17 protein-coding genes are annotated in these 19,501 nt (G+C 63.9%); 13 read left to right on the top strand and 4 right to left on the bottom strand.

Going from position 1 to position 19,501, the window contains the following annotated elements; all coding sequences use genetic code 11:
- Positions 1 to 6: 6 nt before the first annotated feature.
- The 3 genes from tsaB to V6657_RS09265 are packed head-to-tail and all read left to right on the top strand — an operon-like array spanning position 7 to position 2,071.
- Positions 7 to 744 (top strand): tRNA (adenosine(37)-N6)-threonylcarbamoyltransferase complex dimerization subunit type 1 TsaB, encoded by a 738-nt coding sequence (gene tsaB, locus V6657_RS09275; RefSeq protein WP_048932258.1) that lies wholly within the window; start codon positions 7 to 9, stop codon positions 742 to 744.
- Positions 741 to 1,268 carry a ribosomal protein S18-alanine N-acetyltransferase gene (gene rimI / locus V6657_RS09270; protein ID WP_048932259.1) on the top strand — a complete coding sequence of 176 codons (528 nt, stop codon included), beginning with the start codon at positions 741 to 743 and terminating at the stop codon, positions 1,266 to 1,268. The genes tsaB and rimI overlap by 4 nt, the downstream gene beginning before the upstream one ends.
- Positions 1,265 to 2,071 carry a uracil-DNA glycosylase gene (locus tag V6657_RS09265; protein ID WP_048932260.1) on the top strand — a complete coding sequence of 269 codons (807 nt, stop codon included), beginning with the start codon at positions 1,265 to 1,267 and terminating at the stop codon, positions 2,069 to 2,071. Before rimI ends, V6657_RS09265 begins: the two co-directional genes overlap by 4 nt.
- A gap of 8 nt (positions 2,072 to 2,079) precedes the next feature.
- Here the strand turns inward: V6657_RS09265 and V6657_RS09260 are convergent, their stop codons facing one another.
- A complete protein-coding gene (locus V6657_RS09260; protein ID WP_048932366.1) occupies positions 2,080 to 2,685 on the bottom strand; it encodes a LysE family translocator in 606 nt (201 codons plus the stop codon).
- 88 nt (positions 2,686 to 2,773) lie between these two features.
- On the opposite strand from V6657_RS09260, the gene V6657_RS09255 reads away from it, so the two are divergent.
- Entirely contained in the window at positions 2,774 to 3,685 is a 912-nt protein-coding gene (locus V6657_RS09255) for a transcriptional regulator GcvA (RefSeq protein WP_248694700.1), read from the top strand.
- Here V6657_RS09255 and lplT read toward each other — a convergent pair.
- The gene (gene lplT / locus V6657_RS09250; RefSeq protein WP_048932368.1) at positions 3,682 to 4,998 is read right to left on the bottom strand and encodes a lysophospholipid transporter LplT; all 1,317 of its coding nucleotides are present in this window, start codon (positions 4,996 to 4,998) and stop codon (positions 3,682 to 3,684) included. The genes V6657_RS09255 and lplT overlap by 4 nt on opposite strands.
- 658 nt (positions 4,999 to 5,656) lie before the next feature.
- Between lplT and alr the strand changes: the two genes are divergently transcribed.
- The 5 genes from alr (at position 5,657) to V6657_RS09225 (ending at position 10,713) form a co-directional block, all read left to right on the top strand.
- Positions 5,657 to 6,781, top strand: coding sequence for an alanine racemase (alr, locus tag V6657_RS09245; protein WP_048932369.1), 1,125 nt, complete (start codon positions 5,657 to 5,659; stop codon positions 6,779 to 6,781).
- A 79-nt stretch (positions 6,782 to 6,860) separates the two neighbouring features.
- Complete coding sequence (gene radA, locus V6657_RS09240; RefSeq protein ID WP_048932261.1) at positions 6,861 to 8,231, top strand: DNA repair protein RadA; 1,371 nt, start codon at positions 6,861 to 6,863, stop codon at positions 8,229 to 8,231.
- A 178-nt stretch (positions 8,232 to 8,409) separates the two neighbouring features.
- The gene (locus tag V6657_RS09235; protein ID WP_137884622.1) at positions 8,410 to 9,600 is read left to right on the top strand and encodes a transferrin-binding protein-like solute binding protein; all 1,191 of its coding nucleotides are present in this window, start codon (positions 8,410 to 8,412) and stop codon (positions 9,598 to 9,600) included.
- A 95-nt stretch (positions 9,601 to 9,695) separates the two neighbouring features.
- The gene (locus V6657_RS09230; RefSeq protein WP_048932263.1) at positions 9,696 to 10,175 is read left to right on the top strand and encodes a disulfide bond formation protein B; all 480 of its coding nucleotides are present in this window, start codon (positions 9,696 to 9,698) and stop codon (positions 10,173 to 10,175) included.
- A gap of 16 nt (positions 10,176 to 10,191) precedes the next feature.
- Entirely contained in the window at positions 10,192 to 10,713 is a 522-nt protein-coding gene (locus tag V6657_RS09225) for a DUF523 domain-containing protein (RefSeq protein WP_048932264.1), read from the top strand.
- On the opposite strand, the gene V6657_RS09220 is transcribed toward V6657_RS09225, so the two are convergent.
- Together V6657_RS09220 and V6657_RS09215 are read right to left on the bottom strand one after the other, a co-directional pair.
- Positions 10,696 to 11,811, bottom strand: coding sequence for a CaiB/BaiF CoA-transferase family protein (locus V6657_RS09220; RefSeq protein ID WP_137884621.1), 1,116 nt, complete (start codon positions 11,809 to 11,811; stop codon positions 10,696 to 10,698). The two genes, V6657_RS09225 and V6657_RS09220, sit on opposite strands and share 18 nt — an antisense overlap.
- Before the next feature lie 29 nt (positions 11,812 to 11,840).
- Positions 11,841 to 13,778, bottom strand: coding sequence for an ATP-binding cassette domain-containing protein (locus tag V6657_RS09215; protein ID WP_048932266.1), 1,938 nt, complete (start codon positions 13,776 to 13,778; stop codon positions 11,841 to 11,843).
- 238 nt (positions 13,779 to 14,016) lie between these two features.
- On the opposite strand from V6657_RS09215, the gene V6657_RS09210 reads away from it, so the two are divergent.
- Genes V6657_RS09210 through gsiB form a run of 4 tightly spaced genes read left to right on the top strand, consistent with a single transcriptional unit; the run spans position 14,017 to position 19,489 of the window.
- Positions 14,017 to 15,012, top strand: coding sequence for a MurR/RpiR family transcriptional regulator (locus V6657_RS09210; protein WP_048932267.1), 996 nt, complete (start codon positions 14,017 to 14,019; stop codon positions 15,010 to 15,012).
- 17 nt (positions 15,013 to 15,029) lie between these two features.
- A complete protein-coding gene (locus tag V6657_RS09205; RefSeq protein ID WP_048932268.1) occupies positions 15,030 to 15,992 on the top strand; it encodes an isoaspartyl peptidase/L-asparaginase in 963 nt (320 codons plus the stop codon).
- A gap of 47 nt (positions 15,993 to 16,039) precedes the next feature.
- Positions 16,040 to 17,887 carry a dipeptide ABC transporter ATP-binding protein gene (locus V6657_RS09200; protein WP_171017943.1) on the top strand — a complete coding sequence of 616 codons (1,848 nt, stop codon included), beginning with the start codon at positions 16,040 to 16,042 and terminating at the stop codon, positions 17,885 to 17,887.
- Positions 17,888 to 17,935: 48 nt separating this feature from the next.
- Positions 17,936 to 19,489, top strand: coding sequence for a glutathione ABC transporter substrate-binding protein GsiB (gene gsiB, locus V6657_RS09195; RefSeq protein ID WP_048932270.1), 1,554 nt, complete (start codon positions 17,936 to 17,938; stop codon positions 19,487 to 19,489).
- Positions 19,490 to 19,501 lie beyond the last annotated feature (12 nt).

The following is a 19,501-nucleotide window of genomic DNA, read 5'->3' as shown; positions in this document are numbered from 1 at the left end:
GCCGCCATGCCTTGGATTCTTGCTTTCGATACTTCCACCGAGTTCTGCTCCGTCGCCCTTGGTGACGGCACGCGCACGCTGTTCCGCCATGAGCACACCGGCGCGCGCTCCAGCAGCCGTGTGCTGCCGGCTGCCGGCGAATTGCTGGCCGAGGCCGGCATCGCTCTGGCCGATTGCGCCGCGATTGCCTTTGGCGCTGGGCCCGGCTCCTTCACTGGGCTGCGTACCGCCTGCGGTGTCGCACAGGGTCTGGCGTTTGGTGCTGATCTGCCGGTGGTGCCGGTCAACTCCCTGGTGGCATGCGCGGAGCAGACACGAACAACATTGCCAGCCGGCATGGCGGTGACGGTTGCGCTCGATGCGCGGATGGACGAGTGCTACTGGGCCAGCTTCGTCCCCGCCGATGCGGCACAGGATGCTTCGGGCTGGCATGCGCTCTCGGCCATTCAGGTGAGTGGCCCTCAGACCGTGATCGCACCGTCGCAGCCGTACTGGCTGGTCGGCAATGCCGCCACGGTATTCGGCGACCAACTGACCGCTGCGACTGGCGCGACCACCGTGCTGCCGGAGGTGGCACCGCATGCGCGCGAGATTGCCGCGCTTGGGTTGCGCCTGCTGGCTGCGGGTCACACGGTCCGCCCCGAGGATGCCGCGCCGCTGTATGTGCGCGACAAGGTCGCACTCACCATTGAAGAGCGTCAGGCCGTGCAGCAGGCCAAGGCCGCGGCAGGACTGCGCGCATGAGCCTGATCGACAACGCACTGGCCAGCGTGACCGCGCAGACGCCGCTGCCCGCCGGCTGGCGTGCCGAGCGCATGACGGCGTTGGATCTGGCCGGCGTGGCCGCCATCGAGCAGGCCGCGTTTGCGTTTCCCTGGTCGCGCGGCAACTTCGAGGATTCGCTCAAGTCGGGTCACCTCGGCATCGTGCTGCGCGACGGTGGCAACGAGGTCGCGGGCTACCTGATTCTGATGCCAGTGGTTGACGAGATGCACTTGCTGAACGTGACGGTGGCCCCCGTCTGGCAGCGACAAGGGCTGGGGCGTTGGCTGTTGCGTCTGGCAGTGGCGCTGACGCTCGCGCATGGCTTTGGCAGCCTGCTGCTGGAAGTGCGGCCGTCCAATACCGGCGCGATTACGCTGTATCACCGCGTCGGATTTGCCGAGATCGGCCGCCGCAAACGCTATTACCCGGCCGAGAACAACACACGTGAAGACGCGCTCGTCATGCGCATCGTCTGCGAAGCGAGCGGGGTGGAGGCTGCATGAATCGTCGATCTCGCATGCTGGAGGCGCTGGGCGTTTCCAACGAATGGGTGCTGCGCGGCGCCGAGCGGGCTGAGGTGGAAGTCGCTGAAGTCGTCGAGGTTGCCGTTGCCGAGCCGGTTGTCGCTGAGATGGCGGCGGTGGCTCCGGAACCCGTCGTCGCGCGCGCCGAGGTGCCCGGAGTGGCCCACGCAGCCGATGCGCCGAACGACGCTGCCGTGCCCCGCGCGCAACGCATTGCAGCGTTTGACTGGGCGCAGCTGGAAGACGCCGTTTCCAACTGCACGTCGTGCAAATTGTGCGAGCGCCGCACCAATACAGTCTTTGGCGTTGGTGACCGCCAGGCCGAGTGGATGCTGATCGGCGAGGCCCCGGGCGAAAACGAAGACAAGCAAGGCGAGCCCTTTGTCGGCCAGGCCGGCAAGCTGCTCGACAGCATGCTGCGCGCTGTCGGTCTCTCCCGAGAGAAAGGCGTGTTCATCGCCAACGTGCTCAAGTGCCGCCCGCCAGGCAACCGTGATCCGGAGCCGGACGAAGCAGCGATGTGCGACCCGTATCTCAAGCGCCAGATCGCGTTGGTCAAGCCACGCATCATCGTTGTGCTGGGCCGCGTTGCCGCGCAGAACCTGCTGCAGACACAGACGGCCGTGAGCAAGCTGCGCGGCAAGGTGCACGAGGTGGAAGGTGTGCCCGTGGTGGTGACGTACCACCCGGCGTATCTGCTGCGCACGCTTACCGACAAGGCCCGCGCGTGGGAAGACCTGTGCCTCGCGCGCAAGGTCTATGCAGAGCATGGCGGCCAATAGCATCACCCTCAGGTGAGGGCGACATACGCCGCCACCGCGAGCATGCACAGCCCGAAGATCCACCCCTGAATGCGCAGCGCCCGCGGTGAGCGGAAGCGCTGCAGCACCACCTTGCCGCCCGCAATCCAGGGGAAGTGGCACGTTACGCCCACGAGCATGAAGCCCGTCGTCAACAAGGCCGCCTGTGTCGCCATGCTTGCGCCCGGCTTCAGGAACTGCGCGAACATCACGACGATCATCGAGTGGATCTTCGGGTTGACCATCACGCAGAAGAAGCCCGCGCCAAAACCCAGGCGCGAGGTATCACGCGCTTCCGCAGCGCCTTTGGCCGACGGCATCAGGAAGCCTTTGGCGAGATAGAGCAGATACAGCACGCCCACCCATTTCAATGCCAGTTCAATGGCCGGATAGTCGTGCAGCACACGGCCGAGACCCAGGCCGTAGATCAGGCACAGCACCAGGTTTGCCGCTTCAAAGCCCAGCCAGAACGGGACTGAGCCACGGATGCCGAAGCGCCCGCCGGCAGTCGCCAGTAACGTGTTGCCCGGGCCGGGGCTGATGACCATCGGAATGGCGTAGCCGAAGAAGGCGGCCCACAGTTCCCAAGCGAGCATGGTGTCGATCTCCAATGACGATGGCGCGGTGTGCGCTGAAGCGGTCATTAGACGGGGTACACGATGCGGTGCAAAACGATCTATCCTCATGGCTTCGATCAACCAGGGTTATCGAGCAAACACGATGCGACGACTGCCGCCGTTGGGTGCGCTACGGGCTTTCGAGGCTGCCGCACGCCACCTGAGCTTCACCCGTGCCGCTGCCGAGTTGTGCGTCACGCAAGCGGCCATCAGCCATCAGGTGAGGCAGCTGGAGGACTGGCTTGGCCTGAAACTGTTTGCCCGACATGGTCATGCACTGACGCTGACGGCAGAAGGCGGCAGCTATCTATCCGAGCTGACGCATCTGTTCGATGGTCTGGCGGAGGCCACTGCGCGTTTGAGCGGGCGCTCGCAGGACACGCTGCGCATCACCGCGTTGCCGTCGTTTGCATCACGCTGGCTGCTGCCGAGGCTGGGCGGCTTCCGCGCGCAGCATCCGGAGATCGATCTGAAGTTGACCACTTCCACCACGCTGTGGGCTCACACCGACGACACCTTCGACATTGGCATCCGCTCGGGGTTGGGCCGCTGGCCCGGCCTGAAGGCTGACCTCATCGCACGTGAGTACCTGAGCCCCGTGTGCAGCCCGGCGTTGCGCGAATCATTGGCAGCGCCGACCGACCTGCGACATACCACGCTGCTGCACGACGAGCCCAAGGGCGCTTGGCGCGCGTGGTTCGAGCACGCCGGTGTGACTCCGCCCCGGCGTACGTCGGGCGTGGTCTTCAACGATGCGGGGATGGCCCTGCAGGCGGCCGTGGAAGGCCAGGGTGTGGCGCTGGGCCGGTTGCTGCTTGCTGCGGAGGATCTGGCGGTAGGGCGGCTGGTGCAGCCGTTCGACGTGAGCATGCCGAACGACTTCAGCTACTGGCTGGTGTATCCGCGTGCCTCGGCCGGGCGGCCAGATGTGGCGGCGTTTCGCGCATGGCTCCTGGCGGAGGCGCGCGGCAACGCTTAGTGGTGCTTATCCTCGCCGATGAGGGCGGCAGTGTGGAACAGTTTCTCGTTGATGCGATGTCGGCGCATCACCAGCGCCATCGTGATGCACACGAAGATGCCGAACGATACGATTACGATGCTCACCGGCACGTTGAACTTGATGAGCAGTGCGTACAGGCACAGCATCAGCAGCACCGAAACGTTCTCGTTGAAGTTCTGCACGGCGATCGAGTGGCCCGCCGAGAGCAGCACGTGCCCACGGTGCTGCAGCAGCGCATTCATCGGCACCACAAAGAAGCCCGACATCGCGCCCACCACCATCAGGAACAGGTAGGCGATCAGCATGTACAGCGGCAACTTGAACTCGCCAATGTGGAACGTGACTTCGGGAATCGTGTGCTTGGTGTAGAACGCCATCAGCATGACGACTGCGCCCATCGCCACGCCCACCGGCAGCACATCGAGCGAGCGGCGCAGCGGGATCTTCACCGCAGCTGCCATGGCGCCGGCGGCCACACCTACGGCCACCACGGCCTGCAGGATGGCGCCCTGCGAGAGGTTCAACTCAAGCGATTGTTCTGCCCACTTCAGCACGATGAACTGCAGCGTGGCGCCCGCGCCCCAGAACAGCGTCGTCACCGCCAGCGAGATCTGGCCCAGCCGGTCGCGCCACAGCGCGTTGAAGCAGTCGGCAAATTCGGAGATCAGGCGTACCGGGTTCTTCTCTTGCTGCGGGTAGCGCGCACCGGTATCGGGAATCCGCAGATTGAACAGCGCCGCGATCAGGTAGATCGCCATGATGACGAGCATGGCCGCTTCCGCCGGCGTGTCGATGGCTTCCAGGCCGGGAATATCAAACGCCAACAGCCACGTCGACACATGCTTGGAGATCAGTGCGCCGCCCAGCACCGTGCCGAGGATGATCGAACTGACTGTAAGTCCTTCGATCCAGCCGTTGGCGGCAACCAGTTTTTCTGGGGGGAGCAGCTCGGTGAGGATGCCGTACTTGGCCGGAGAATAGGCCGCCGCGCCAAAGCCCACCACGCCGTAAGCGAGTAGCGGATGTACGCCGGTGAGCATGACGCCGCAGCCGATCAGCTTGATGGCATTGGTGATGAGCATCACGCGGCCCTTGGGCCGGGAGTCTGCAAAGGCGCCCACGAACGCGGCAAGCAGAACGTAAGAGAGCACGAAGAACAATTTGAGCAGCGGGGTCATCCACTGCGGCGCATGCATCTCTGTCAGAAGGGCGATGGCGGCGATGAGCAGCGCATTGTCGGCGAGCGACGAAAAAAACTGCGCCGCCATGATGATGTAAAAGCCCTTCTTCATACCTTCGAATTCGTCCCCGTAGAGCGCGGTGCCAATCCCGTCTTCACGACGCGCAGACGTTGTGCCGGCGTACGGAAGCTTCCCTCCCAGGCAGCCGGCTGCGCGATGCATCGGCTGACCGGCCGTGCAGCGCACAGGTGCGCGAGTGCGGCATGCATGCCGCCGCCCACGCGGGCTCCCCTGGCTGTGGTTCCCTTTGCCGGACCTGTTCGGTGCTGCAAGGCATGCATCGCAGGGCAACGGTGGGAATCTTCACTGACAGGCGTCCGAGGCATGCGTTCCGCTCGGTGCATCTTTTGGTCTCGCCTGCGCACATGGTCAAACCGGGTGTGACGCGTGAAAGCACGAAGACGCGCAAAAAGAAGTGGCTGTTACCCAACTTTCCTTATGCAGCCAATGCATCACGTATGTTTGCCCATGCCTAAATTGAACGGCTTTATAACATGAAACTTGTGCGCTTCCGGTGACGGCGGCGCACTTTCTTTTTTGCCGATCGGCCCGTGGGCGCGAACCACTTGGCGTCCTGTGGTCAAATAGAACGCTGATCGCTCGGGGCTGGCCGCCACACGTTCGCCGGCCTCGCAATATTTATTGCATTGCAACACCGATGCCGCACCACAAGCGCGCCATCGCTCCAACGTTCTGCAGGTTTGCCGTCATGCCAAGACCCATTCAGGCCGTCATCCACGGCCCCGCACTTGCCAACAATCTCCAGGTTGCCCGCCGCCATGCACCCAACTCGCGCGTGTGGGCGGTCGTCAAGGCCAATGCCTACGGCCACGGTATCGAACGCGCCTACGAGGGCCTGCGCCAGGCCGATGGCTTCGGGCTGCTCGATCTCGATGAGGCCGTCCGTGTGCGCCAGCTTGGCTGGCAGGGGCCGGTTCTGCTGCTGGAGGGTTTTTTCAAGCCCGAAGACCTCGCCATCGTCGAGCAGTATCGCCTGACCACCACCGTCCATAGCGAAGACCAACTGCGCATGCTGGAACTGGCCCGCCTGAAAGGGCCCATCAGTGTGCAGCTCAAGATCAACACGGGTATGAGCCGCCTGGGCTTCATGCCGGCGGCTTACCGTGCCGCGTGGGAACGTGCCCGTGCCATCTCCGGCGTTGGCACCATCGTCCACATGACGCATTTTTCCGATGCGGATGGCCCGCGTGGCATTGAGCACCAGCTCGCTGCCTTCGAGCTGGCTACGCAAGGATTGCCGGGCGAGGCATCGCTGTCGAACTCCGCCGCCACGCTGTGGCACCCGAAGGCGCACCGCGACTGGGTGCGCCCGGGCGTGATCATGTACGGCGCCTCGCCGACGGGCCTGGCCAGCGATATCGAAGGCACCGGCCTGATGCCCGCCATGTCGCTCAAGAGCGAACTGATCGCCATCCAGGATCTGCAGCCGGGCGACACCATCGGTTACGGCTCGCGCTTCGTGGCAGAGCGCCCGATGCGCATCGGCGTGGTGGCATGCGGCTATGCAGACGGCTACCCGCGCCACGCCCCAGGTTGGGGTGACCAGTTCACGCCGGTGCTGGTCGACGGCGAGCGCACGCACACGGTGGGGCGCGTATCGATGGACATGATTACCGTCGATCTGTCGGGCCTGCCGAACGCCCGCGTTGGCACGTCCGTCACGCTGTGGGGCGAAGGTCTGCCCATCGATGATGTGGCGCATGCCGCTGGTACCGTCGGCTATGAACTGATGTGCGCGGTCGCGCCGCGCGTGCCGGTCACAGTCGAGCCGGTTGAGACCGCGGACGCGGGCGAGCTCGGCAAGGCAGCCTGAGCGTCGCGCCAAGTTACACACGCAATACGAAGATCAAGCGGCCGCCCGACACACGTAGCGGCCGCAAGCAGGGGGTTGTTTGGCCAAGAGCAAGACGGTCTATACGTGCACCGAATGCGGTGGCACGGCACCGAAATGGGCGGGGCAGTGCCCGCATTGCCAGCAGTGGAACACGCTGGTGGAAACCGTGGCACAGCCGGCATCCGGCGCGGGCGCGCGCTTCCAATCACTGGCATCGAGCGCGACGGTACGCAAGCTGTCGGAGATCGACGCGGAAGACGTGCCGCGCTTCTCCAGCGGCATTGATGAGTTTGACCGTGTACTGGGCGGTGGCCTGGTCGGTGGTGGCGTGGTGCTGATCGGCGGCGATCCGGGCATCGGCAAGTCGACGCTGCTGCTGCAGGCGCTGTCCAACCTGTCGGCCACGCGGCGTGTGCTCTATGTGAGCGGTGAAGAATCCGGCTCGCAGATTGCGCTGCGTGCGCATCGCCTCGGCATCGAAAGCCAGAATCTGGCGCTGCTGGCGGAGATTCAACTCGAACGCATCCAGGCAACCATCGAGACGGAAAAGCCGGAAGTCGTCGTTATCGATTCCATCCAGACGCTGTATTCGGAGGCGTTGACCTCCGCGCCGGGCTCGGTGGCGCAGGTGCGCGAATGCGCGGCGCAACTCACCCGTATTGCCAAGCGGCTCGATGTGACCACCATCCTGGTCGGCCATGTGACCAAGGAAGGCGCGTTGGCGGGCCCGCGTGTGCTGGAGCACATCGTCGATACGGTGCTGTATTTCGAGGGCGATACGCATTCGTCCTACCGGCTGGTGCGCGCGTTCAAGAACCGCTTTGGCGCCGTCAACGAGTTGGGTGTGTTTGCGATGACGGAGCGCGGGTTGCGCGGCGTGGCGAATCCGTCGGCACTGTTTCTGTCGCAGCATGAGCAGGTGGTACCGGGCTCATGCGTGCTGGTCACGCAGGAGGGCACGCGGCCGCTGCTGGTGGAAATCCAGGCATTGGTGGATACGGCCAACGTGCCGAACCCGCGCCGCCTGGCAGTGGGCCTGGAGCAGAACCGCTTGGCGATGTTGCTGGCGGTGCTCCATCGCCATGCCGGCATTGCGTGCTTTGACCAGGACGTGTTCCTCAATGCTGTGGGCGGGGTGAAGATCACCGAGCCGGCAGCCGACTTGGCGGTGTTGCTGGCGATTCATTCGTCGATGCGCAATAAGCCGCTGCCGCGCGGGCTGGTCGTGTTTGGTGAGATTGGCTTGGCCGGAGAGATTCGCCCGACGCCGCGCGGCCAGGAGCGGTTGAAGGAAGCCGCCAAGCTGGGTTTCTCGATCGCCGTCATCCCGAAAGCCAATGCGCCCAAACAGGCGATCGATGGGCTGGAGGTGATTGCGGTTGAGCGTATCGAGCAGGCGATTGACCGCGTGCGGGCGTTGGAGGCTTGAGGGGTAACCAAGCGGAATATGCGTGCCGCGATGACGTGCTCCATGTGATACTGAATGCTTGGTAAGCGTGTAAAAATCAGTATTTCATTATTTTTTATTGTTAAACCTGAACTCTATTTACTGATTTTTTTTGTGGCTCTAAATTGCCTGCTCTTTTCAAGCGGAAATGGAGTAAGGCGTGGAGGTTTCGCAGATTTTTAGGGCCGCAGTTGTTGTTTCGGCTTCTGCTATGTTCGCTGCGTGCGGTGGTGGGGGTGATGCAGTTGATGATGCTGGCGTCGTTAAGGACGCGGTGCCCGTTGTTGGAGGTGGGGGCGGAGCGCCAAGTGAGGGAACTCCGCCGGTGAAGGAGCCAGGCTCCCCAGGTGAGCAGCCGGGCTCGGGTGGTGAGGCTCAGCCGCCCGTGACGCAACCTCCAGTGGGAGGCGGGGAGGTTCAACCACCCGAGGAGTCAAAATACGCGCGTATTGTCGATCTGCCGCCAGGTCCGATTGGCAATGTCGACAGTGTCCTGATGGCAGCTGATTCAAGGCACAGCACATTTCCCCCGCCAAGCGGAACCGAGGTTATCAACAATATAAAAAATCCAGTCACTGGACAGGTCGTGCTTCGGGTGGCCGGTGAGCCGGGGGCATCGAGCGGAAACCTGGGCCGTATTGGTATTCAGGCAAGCCAACTTGAAACATTGAGGTCCAGTGCTACCGGGTTTGATGAGAGAATCGTTTCATTGACAACTCGTACGATCAGGATTGGTCAATTTGACTATGACGTTTCTAGCGGAAATAGCCTGCGCTTTACGCTTTTCGGAGCCAAAGGTGGTACTGGATATGCCGCTATTGGTGCGTGGGAAGCCGTTTTTACTGGCTTGTATGTAACTGATTATTCGCCGGTAACCGGCGCGTTTGTCTTTGGTTTACCCACGATCGCCACAGAGCTAACCACGATTGATCGGCACGGCTATGCGGGGGTAGCTGTTGGCAAGTTGCGCTACTCAGGTGATTGGATCGGCTCACCCAGCTACCCTGTTGCTGGAGCAGTGGTCAACGCCACGGTTGATATGGCTACGAACAAAGTTGCCGTGCGAGTTGCGAAGATGACCTCAATCAGGGATCAGGCTGATTGGGGGAAGCTGAACGCGCAACCTTCGGATGCACTGTTCGCCTGCGAGGCGGACATTGATGTTCAAGCAAATCGATTCTCTTGTGAGCTCCGATCGCTGGACGATTACACGTTGTTATCTGGTGGAAAAATCAGTGGTCGTTTTTATGGGCCTAGCGGCAAGGAAATCGGTGGTGTGTTGAGCTACTGGGATTGGTCAAACTTCCCGGCCAATCAGGTTGTCGCAGGATTCGTGTTGGAAGCGCAATAGCCCTGAGGCGCCTGAACCCGTCGCTCTGCGGGTTCAGGCATGCTAGGCGCGGTCTTGATGCGATAATCGCGCGTTCCTACTGATTCGCTAATGCCATGCAAGCCAATTCGCGTGCCTTTTTCCTGCTAATTGCCGTGATCTCCTTTGGGGTGGTCGGCTATGCGTTGTACCTGCAGCACGTAGAGGGGCTGCAGCCATGTCCACTGTGCATCCTGCAGCGGTTTGCTTTCCTTGGCATTGGGGTGTTCTCCTTGCTGGCGGCGCTGTCGTCGGCCACGCGGCTGCTGTGGCACGGGCTGGGGATGCTGTCCGGGCTGGCTGGCCTGTGCGTGGCGGGGTACCACGTATCGCTGCTGCTGAATCCGAAGGCGACGTGCGGTATCGACCCGATCGAAAACTGGGTCAATGCGCTGCCCACAGCCAAATGGCTGCCGCAGGTATTCGAGGCCGATGGCCTGTGCGTCGGGCCGATGCCGCCGGTGCTGGGACTGTCGGTGCCGGTATGGTCGCTGATCTGGCTGGTGATTCTGTCGCTGACGCTGGTGGTGGCGATGATCCGCCGCGAGCGTCGCTAAGCCGGAGCCGCACATCATGCAACGCGTACTGGTGAGTGCCTGTCTGCTGGGCCAGCCGGTGCGCTATGACGGCGGCACGGTTGTCACAGAGGGCGGCATTCTGGCGCGTTGGCAGATGGAAGGTCGCATCGTGCCGATGTGCCCCGAGATGGCCGGCGGTTTGCCCGTGCCACGGCTGCCCGCAGAAATCCATGGCGCGGGTGGCGGCGCAGCCGTATTGCAAGGAATGGCTCGCGTGGTCGAGCATCACGGCCATGATGTGACCGAAGCCTTTGTACAGGGCGCGCAATGCGCCCTGAAAGCTGCGCAAGAGGCCGGTGTACAAGTCGCGGTACTCACCGAGCGCAGCCCGTCGTGCGGTTCCACATTTCTCTACGACGGTTCGTTTTCCAGCCAACTGCAGCCCGGCGAGGGCGTGACGGCGGCGCTGCTGCGTGAGCACGGCATTCGCGTGTTCAGCCAGCACCAGTTGGAAGAAGCCGCGCGCCTGCTGGACGATCTGGATCGCGCCGACGCGGCGTCAGTCGGCAAACCGTAGCGGCAGGGCGAGCTGAACGGGCTCGCCGTTCTCCTTCACCACGCTGTTGCGCTCGGTAAAGAGCGGATGCTGCAGGGCTTCTTCCATGCGCAGCACGGGCGTGACACAGCAATCGGCACCGGCAAAACGTGCGGTCCATTCAGCCTGTGTGGCCGTGCGGAACAGCGCAGCGAGTTCGTCGCGAAGGGCGAGCGCATCATCGCCGCCGACGCGCTGGCCGAGGGCCCAGTGCTTGCCTTTCCATTCGGGCTTGCCGAGCACATCGCACATCGTCTGCCAGAACTTCAATTCGAGCGCACCAACAGCCATGAAGCGATCATCTGCCGTGCGGTAGACGCCGTAACACGGTACGCCGCCGTTGAGCAGATCCGCACCGGCCGGGCTGGCCTTGCCGCGCGTGCCGACGGCAAAGAACGCCATCAGGTTGTGCGCGAAGACCGAGTCCGTCATCGATACGTCGATGTAGCGGCCACGGCCGGTGGCGCGTGCATCGACTAGCGCGGCCAGAATGCCGACCACCGCCGTCAGTGCGCCGCCCAACAGGTCGCCGATCTGCACGTTCGGGACGATGGGCGTGCCGTCCGCGCTGGCCAACTGGTCCAGCATGCCCGCATAGCCGACGTAGTTGATGTCGTGCCCGGCGGCCTGCGCGAGCGGGCCATCCTGGCCGTAGCCGCTGATGGAACACATCACCAATGCCGGGTTGGCGGCGCGCAGCGTCTCCCAGCCGACGCCAAGGCGCGCCATGACGCCGGGGCGGAAGCTCTCGATCAGCACATCCGCATGGCGCGCGAGTTCGATCAGGGCTTCGCGGTCTTCGGCGAGTTTCAAGTCAAGCCGCACTTCGGTCTTGCCGCGATTGAGTGAGCGGAAAAACAGGCTCGGGCGTTCGGCCGCGCGGTCGGCGGGCGAGCGCATCATGTCGCGGGCGTAGTCGCCGGGGCCGGGATCTTCGATCTTGATGATCTCGGCGCCAAGGTCGGCCAGGTGGCGTGTGGCGGCGGGGCCGGGTAGCAGGCGTGTGAGATCGAGCACGCGCACGCCGGCCAGCGGCTGGCTGGTGGAGGTGGCGGTGTCCGGCGACGGGGTTGTCTTCAACAAGGTCTCCTTGGCCGGACATGCCGGCATTAGCCGATTTGTTCGAGTTGTTCGTGCAGCTCAAGCCAGCGTTCTTCCAGCTGGTCGAGCTCGGTGTTGATCTCGGCCTGGCGGCGCAGGCTTTCCATCATGCGCGTTTTATTGGCCTCCTCATACGCGGCGCCGTCGGCCAGGAAGGCTTCGAGTTCTGCCTTCTCTTTCTGCAGTGGCGCCATGCGCTTTTCGATCGTGTCGACGTTCTTCTGCAGCGGCTTGCGCAGCGCATTCAGGCGTTGACGTTCGGCGGCTTCTTCGCGCTTCTGGTCTCGGCGATTGGTGGCAGGTGCGCCATCTGCATCGGTTGATGCCGTTTGCGCGCTGGCTGCCGCACGCTTGGCGGCGGCCTGCTTGAGCAGCCAGTCGCGGTAGTCGTCCAGATCGCCGTCGAACGGGGCGACGGTGCCTTGGCCGACCAGCAGGAACTGATCTGTCGTGGCGCGCAGCAGGTGCCGGTCGTGCGAGACGAGGATCAGCGTGCCGTCGAATTGGGCGAGCGCCATGGTCAGCGCTTCGCGCGTGTCGAGATCCAGGTGGTTGGTCGGCTCGTCGAGCAGCAGCAGGTTGGGGCGCTGCCAGACGATGAGTGCCAGCGCCAGGCGTGCCTTCTCGCCGCCCGAGAACGGGGCGATGGGCGCGGTCGCCATGTCGCCGCGGAAGTTGAAGCTGCCGAGAAAGTCGCGCAGCTCCTGTTCGCGCACGTCAGGTGCCAAGCGCGCCAGATGCAGCAGCGGGGAGGCGTTGTCGTCCAGCGTTTCCAACTGGTGCTGCGCGAAGTAGCCGATTTGCAGACCCTTGCCGCGGCGGATCGTGCCGGAAAGCGACGCCAGCGTATCGGCCAGCGTCTTCACCAGCGTCGATTTACCTTGGCCGTTGGCACCCAGCAGGCCGATGCGCTGGCCGGTCTGGATCGAGAACGTCAGGTGCTTGAGGATGGTGATGGGCGCGTCTTCGCTCGGCCCCGGATAGCCGCAATCGACGCCCTCGAACGTGAGCATCGGGTTGGGCGCCGCATCGGGCTCGCGGAACTCGAACGAGAAGCCGGCCGCCGCATGCACGGGCGCAAGGCGCTCCATGCGCTCCAGTGCCTTCACGCGGCTCTGCGCCTGCTTGGCCTTGCTGGCCTTGGCCTTGAAGCGCGTGATGAACGATTCGAGATGCGCAATCTGCTTCTGCTGGCGCGCGTACGACGCTTCCTGCAGCGCCATTTGCTGCAGGCGCTGCGTTTCGAACTGCGTGTAGTTGCCGCCGTAGCGCTTGAGCTTCTGGTGCTCGATATGCAGCGTGACGTTGCACACGCCGTCGAGGAATTCGCGGTCGTGCGAAATCATCACCAGCGTGCCGGCGTAGCGCGACAGCCAGTCTTCCAGCCAGACCACGGCGTCCAAGTCCAGGTGGTTGGTCGGCTCGTCGAGCAGCAGCAGGTCGGACGGGCACATCAGCGCCTGCGCCAGGTTCAGCCGCATGCGCCAGCCGCCGGAGAAGCTCGCCACCGGCTGCGTGGTCTGCGCCATCGTGAAGCCGAGGCCGAGCAGCAACGCCTGCGCGCGCGCCGGGGCGGTGTAGCCATCGGCATCGGCAAAGGCGGTGTGGGCTTCGGCCTGGGCGTGGCCGTCGTGCGCGGCTTCAGCGGCGGCGAGGCGCTGTTCGATGTCGCGCAGGCGGGTGTCGCCGTCGAGCGTGTAGTCCAGCGCGCTGCGGTCCACCGCCGGCGTTTCCTGCGCCACGTGGGCGACCTGCCAGGTGGGCGGGATGGCGACTTCGCCGCCGTCGGCATGCAGCTCGCCGCGCAGCATCGAGAACAGCGTGGATTTGCCGCTGCCATTCACGCCGACGAGGCCGACGCGCTCACCAGGGTTGAGGGTGGCGGTGGCGTGGTCGAACAGCACCTTGGTGCCGCGCTGGAGGACGAGGTCGTCGAATCGGATCACGAAAAACTGCGCTTTAGACAATCGGAGAAGGGTGGGATTGTAGCGTGCTGCGCCGCACGATCCTGGCGCGCGCTGAGTGTTTGGACTGGTGCATCGCACCGTGAGGAGGCGGCGCTCGCCCGCAATCTGTGCACCCGCTTTCGGCCTAGGGAAAACCATAGGTCGTCATGAAAGTTTTTTTCTTTACATGGTCGATTCGTGAAAATACATTTACACAAAATTTTCACGGCCCAGAACGATGGCGAAATCCACCAGCAAGCGTACGGATGTGTCGAAAGGCGCATTTGCCGCCGATGCGACGGTCTCCGAGCGCATTGGGGCGGCGCTTGCCACGCTCACGCCCGCGCACCAGCGCATGGCGGAATACGTGCTGGCGAACCCGTTTCGCGCAGCCACCATGCGCATCGACGAGTTTGCCGCTGCAGTGGACATGTCGATTGCCACGGCCAACCGCTTTGCGCTGGCGCTGGGCTTTGACGGCTATCCGCAGTTCCGCGCCGGACTGCTGCGCGGCTTCGAGGCGACCCTCGCGCCAGTCGAGAAACTGCGCCACGAACTGGCGCGCCCGGCCACCAGCGCAGAGATCTTTGCCGCCTCGCTCAACGAAGACATCGCCAATCTGGACGCCACGCGCCGCATGCTCGACCCCGCCGCCTGCGAGCGCGCGGTGGATGCCATCCTGGGTGCGCAACGCATCTACGTGATGGGCTTTGGCGCCAGCGGTTATCTGGCGGGCCTGCTGCGGCATGGGCTGGATCTCTACTGCGACACGGTGATCTCCGTCTCGCAGGCGGGCGGGGCGTCGGACGCGGCGCGCCAGCTGCGGAAGATTGGCGCGAAGGACTTGCTGATCGCCATCGCCTTTCCGCGCTATGCCTCGGACACGATCACCCTGGCCAAGCAAGCCGGTGATCAAGGCTGCCAGGTGCTCGCGCTGACCGACAGCCCGACTTCGCCGCTCGCGCCGCTGGCCGACATTGCGCTGTATGCGCGCCCGGAGCGGCAGTTTTCGGCCACCTCCGACACGGCGGCTGTGGCGCTGTTTGAAGCGCTGTGCGGGGCGGTGGCACACCGGTCTGCGCATTCGCTGGAATCAGCCGAGCGCCTGACTGAATTCGTGCTGCCGTGGCTGCATACCGGCCAGGCCTCGCGCGCCAATGCTGCGCAAGGCAACGACGCGGCCAATGCCCCCACCACCACTCGACGCGGCCGCAAGCGCACCGCTGAAAACTGATTTTCACCGAGCCACGCATGACCACGCCCATTCTTGCCATCCACGGTGGCGCCGGCACCATCACTCGCACGGCCATGAGCGCCGACAAGGAAGCCGCCTATCAGCAGGCGTTGAACGACATCCTGGCAGCCGGCCAACGCATCCTCGTCGATGGCGGCAGCGCGCTCGACGCCGTGACCGAAGCGGTGCGCTTGCTTGAAGAATGTCCGCTGTTCAACGCCGGCAAGGGTGCGGTGCTGACCAGCGCCGGTACGTACGAACTCGATGCGTCGATCATGGATGGCGCCACGCTGGCTGCAGGCGCAGTCACCTGCGTCAAGCGCGTGCGCAACCCGATCCTGGCCGCCCGCGCCGTGATGGAGCACAGCGAGCATGTGCTGTTCACCTCCGAGGGCGCGGAGGCCTTCGCGCAGGCACAGGGGCTGGAGTTCGTCGAGCCCGACTACTACTACACCGAAGCGCGCTACGCCCAGTGGCAGCGTGCCCGTCAGCAAGACGGCATGGCGCTGCTCGATCACGACGCGGCATCGCTCATGGCAAAGGAAAACGCGCCTATCGACCCAGACAGCAAGTTCGGTACCGTAGGCGCCGTGGCATGCGACGCGCAAGGCCGCCTGGCAGCCGCCACCTCCACCGGCGGTGTGACCAACAAGAAGGTTGGCCGCGTGGGCGATACGCCGATCATCGGCGCAGGTTGCTTTGCCAACAACGTGGCGGCTGTGTCGTGCACCGGCACGGGTGAGATGTTCATCCGCGCCGTGGCTGCCTATGACGTGGCCGCGCAGATGGAATACGCCGGCAAGTCGCTGGCCGATGCGAGCGACGACGTGGTCATGCGCAAGCTGATGGCCATCAACGGCCGCGGTGGCCTGATCGCCGTAGATGCGCACGGCAACGTCGCCTTGCCGTTCAACACCGAAGGGATGTACCGCGGGTTCGCACGCGGCGCTGAGGCGCCTGTCGTGTCGATCTACCGCTAAGCAGGAGAGTTGCCGTGACAACAGCCAAACAGCACAGCGCCATTGCGATGCCCGACCAGCGCATCGTGCAGGTGCAGGACCTGAGCGTGCGCTTTGCCACGTCCGAGCGCGTGGTCGACGCGGTGCGCAACCTGTCGTTCCATGTGGATCGCGGTGAAACGCTGGCCGTGGTCGGCGAATCGGGTTCGGGCAAGTCGGTCACGTCGCTGGCACTGATGCGGCTGGTGGAGCACGGCGGCGGCAAAATCGTCGGCGGACAGATGCACCTGCGCCGCCGCAATGGCGAAGTGCTGGACCTGGCAAACGCCAGCCAGTCGGCCATGCGCGGCGTGCGCGGTGCTGATATCGCGATGATCTTTCAGGAGCCGATGACTTCGCTCAACCCGGTCTTCACCGTGGGCGAGCAGATTGCCGAATCGATCCGCCTGCACCAGGGCAAGTCGCCCAGCGAGGCCAAGGCCGAGGCGCTGCGCATGCTGGAGCTGGTGCGCATTCCGGAAGCGCGCAATGTGCTGGGGCGCTATCCGCACCAGCTGTCGGGCGGCATGCGCCAGCGCGTGATGATTGCGATGGCGCTGTCGTGCAAGCCGTCGCTGCTGATTGCGGACGAGCCGACCACCGCGCTGGACGTGACCATCCAGGCGGAAATCCTGCAACTGATCCGCGCGCTGCAGCAGGAGCTGCACATGGCGGTGGTGTTCATCACGCACGACATGGGCGTGGTGGCCGAGGTGGCCGACCGCGTGCTCGTCATGTACAAGGGCGACCGCGTGGAGGAGGGCCCATCGGCCACCGTGTTTGCGCAGCCCGCGCATCCGTACACGCGCGCGCTGCTCTCCGCTGTGCCGCGTCTGGGCTCGATGCAGGGCACCGATGGCCCGGCGCGTTTCCCGTTGTTGCGCGTGGATGGCACTTCTGCTGCGGTCGATACCACGCCGCAGCCGGCGGCCTCGCACGATGTGCAACCCATTCTGCGGGTGCGTGATCTCGTCACGCGCTTTGACGTGCCCACCGGCATCTTCGGCCGCGTCACGCGCCGGGTGCATGCGGTGGAGCAGGTCAGTTTTGATCTCTACCCTGGTGAGACGCTGGCGCTGGTCGGCGAATCGGGCTGCGGCAAGTCGACGACGGGACGGTCGCTCTTGCGTCTGGTGGACAGCCAGAGCGGCAGCATCGAATTTGCCGGCCAGAACATCGGCGAGCTGAAGGGGCCCGCGCTCCAGACGCTGCGCCGAAACATCCAGTTCATCTTCCAGGACCCATTCGCCTCGCTGGACCCGCGCGTGCCGGTCGGCTACTCCATCATGGAGCCGCTGCTGGTGCACAAGGTGGCGTCCGGCAAAGAGGCGCAGCAACGTGTGGAATGGCTGCTCGACAAGGTGGGCCTGCAGCCCGCGCATGCGTCGCGTTATCCGCACGAGTTCTCCGGCGGGCAGCGCCAGCGCATCTGCATTGCGCGCGCACTGGCACTGAACCCGAAGGTGGTGATTGCCGATGAATCGGTGTCGGCGCTGGATGTGTCCATTCAGGCGCAGATCGTCAACCTGATGCTCGATCTGCAGAAGGAGTTTGGCGTTGCGTTCCTGTTCATCTCGCACGACATGGCCGTGGTTGAACGCATCAGCCACCGCGTGGCGGTGATGTACCTGGGCCAGATCGTCGAGATCGGCCCGCGCCGCGCGATCTTCGAGAACCCGCAGCACCCGTACACGAAGAAGCTGATGTCCGCCGTGCCGATTGCGGACCCGGCGCGCCGGCACCTGAAGCGCGAGCTCTCTACGCACGAAATCCCCAGCCCCATCCGTGCCATCGGCGACTTGCCGGTGGTGCAACCCTTGGTGCAAGTGGCGCCAGACCACTTTGTTGCACGCCATTCGATTGGCGGTGCGTATTAACCCAAGACAGAACGCAGTCAGACGTCATCTTTGTTGAGGAGGTAGGAAATGTTCAATCGCTTTGCTTTCGGCCCGCGCGCAGCCATGGTTGCCAGCGGCCTGGCCCTGGCGGCATTCACCATGCCGGCCTTTGCCGCCAAGGACGCCGTGATGGCGGTCTACTCGACCTTCACCACGATGGACCCGTACGACGCCAACGACACGCTATCGTTCAGCGCCGCCAAGTCGTTCTATCAAGGCCTGTTCGGCTTCGACAAGGACATGAAGCTGGTCAACGTGCTGTGCGACAGCTACGAAGTCAGCAAGGATGGCCTCGTCTACACGTTCAAGCTGAAGAAGGGCGTGAAGTTCCACGACGGCACCACGTTTGACGCCACCGCCGTCAAGGCCAACCTGGACCGCGTGACCGATCCGGCCAACAAGCTCAAGCGCTTTGTGCTGTTCAACCGCGTGGCCAAGACCGAGGTGGTGGATGCCAACACCGCACGCGTGACGCTCAAGGAGCCGTTCTCGCCGTTCATCAACGTGCTGGCCCACCCGTCGGCGGCCATGATCTCGCCCACCGCGCTGAAGAAGTACGGCAAGGACATCGCCTTCCACCCGGTCGGTACCGGCCCGTTCGAGTTTGTCGAGTGGAAGCAGACCGACTACCTGAAGGGTAAGAAATTCGACGGCTACTGGAAGCACGGCTTGCCCAAGATCGACACCATCACTTGGAAACCGGTGGTGGACAACAACACGCGCGCCACCGTCATGCAGACGGGCGAAGCGGATTTCGCGTTCAGTATTCCGTTTGAGCAGGCCGCAGTGCTCAAAGCCAGCCCGAAGGTGGACCTGATCGCGGCGCCGTCGATCATCCAGCGCTACATCACGTTCAACACGCGCGTGAAGCCGTTCGACAACCCGAAGGTGCGCCAGGCGATCAACTACGCCATCAACAAGGATGCGCTGACCAAGGTAGCGTTCTCGGGCTACGCCGTGCCGCAGGATGGTGTGGTGCCGCAAGGCGTCGACTACGCCACCAAGCTGGGCCCGTGGCCGTACAACCCGGCCAAGGCGAAAGAACTGCTGAAGGAAGCGGGCTACCCGAACGGTTTCGAAACGCAGTTGTGGTCGGCCTACAACCACACGACGGCGCAGAAGATCATCCAGTTCGTGCAGCAGCAGCTGGCGCAGGTTGGCATCAAGGCGCAGGTGCAGGCGCTGGAAGCCGGCCAACGCGTCGAGAAGGTCGAGAGCGTGCAGAAGCCGGAAGACGCTGGCGTGCGCATGTACTACATGGGCTGGTCGTCTTCGACGGGGGAGTCCGACTGGGCGCTGCGTCCGCTGCTGGCCTCGGAATCGATGCCGCCCAAGCAGTTGAACACGGCGTACTACAAGAACGACGAGGTGGATGCGGACATTGCCGGCGCCTTGCGCACCACCGACCGAGCCGAGAAGACCAAGCTCTACACCGACGCACAGAAGCGCATCTGGGAAGACGCACCCTGGGCCTTCCTGGTGACCGAGAAGATCGTCTACGCGCGTTCCAAGCGCCTGTCGGGTGTGTATGTCGCACCGGACGCTTCGTTCAGCTTTGACGACATCGACATCAAGCAGTAAGCCTCAATGCTG

The organism is Ralstonia sp. RRA (genome assembly GCF_037023145.1).
Lineage (GTDB): Bacteria > Pseudomonadota > Gammaproteobacteria > Burkholderiales > Burkholderiaceae > Ralstonia.
This window is presented reverse-complemented; position numbering and strand designations above follow the sequence as displayed.

Excerpts from the sequence above, each read along its gene's own strand:
- V6657_RS09255 (WP_248694700.1), top strand. The coding sequence starts at position 2,774 with ATGGCTTCGATCAACCAGGGTTATCGAGCAAACACGATGCGACGACTG.
- lplT (WP_048932368.1), bottom strand. The coding sequence starts at position 4,998 with ATGAAGAAGGGCTTTTACATCATCATGGCGGCGCAGTTTTTTTCGTCG.
- tsaB (WP_048932258.1), top strand. The coding sequence starts at position 7 with ATGCCTTGGATTCTTGCTTTCGATACTTCCACCGAGTTCTGCTCCGTC.
- V6657_RS09200 (WP_171017943.1), top strand. The coding sequence starts at position 16,040 with ATGCCCGACCAGCGCATCGTGCAGGTGCAGGACCTGAGCGTGCGCTTT.
- rimI (WP_048932259.1), top strand. The coding sequence starts at position 741 with ATGAGCCTGATCGACAACGCACTGGCCAGCGTGACCGCGCAGACGCCG.
- V6657_RS09230 (WP_048932263.1), top strand. The coding sequence starts at position 9,696 with ATGCAAGCCAATTCGCGTGCCTTTTTCCTGCTAATTGCCGTGATCTCC.
- V6657_RS09225 (WP_048932264.1), top strand. The coding sequence starts at position 10,192 with ATGCAACGCGTACTGGTGAGTGCCTGTCTGCTGGGCCAGCCGGTGCGC.
- V6657_RS09205 (WP_048932268.1), top strand. The coding sequence starts at position 15,030 with ATGACCACGCCCATTCTTGCCATCCACGGTGGCGCCGGCACCATCACT.
- V6657_RS09260 (WP_048932366.1), bottom strand. The coding sequence starts at position 2,685 with ATGCTCGCTTGGGAACTGTGGGCCGCCTTCTTCGGCTACGCCATTCCG.
- gsiB (WP_048932270.1), top strand. The coding sequence starts at position 17,936 with ATGTTCAATCGCTTTGCTTTCGGCCCGCGCGCAGCCATGGTTGCCAGC.
- V6657_RS09265 (WP_048932260.1), top strand. The coding sequence starts at position 1,265 with ATGAATCGTCGATCTCGCATGCTGGAGGCGCTGGGCGTTTCCAACGAA.
- V6657_RS09210 (WP_048932267.1), top strand. The coding sequence starts at position 14,017 with ATGGCGAAATCCACCAGCAAGCGTACGGATGTGTCGAAAGGCGCATTT.
- alr (WP_048932369.1), top strand. The coding sequence starts at position 5,657 with ATGCCAAGACCCATTCAGGCCGTCATCCACGGCCCCGCACTTGCCAAC.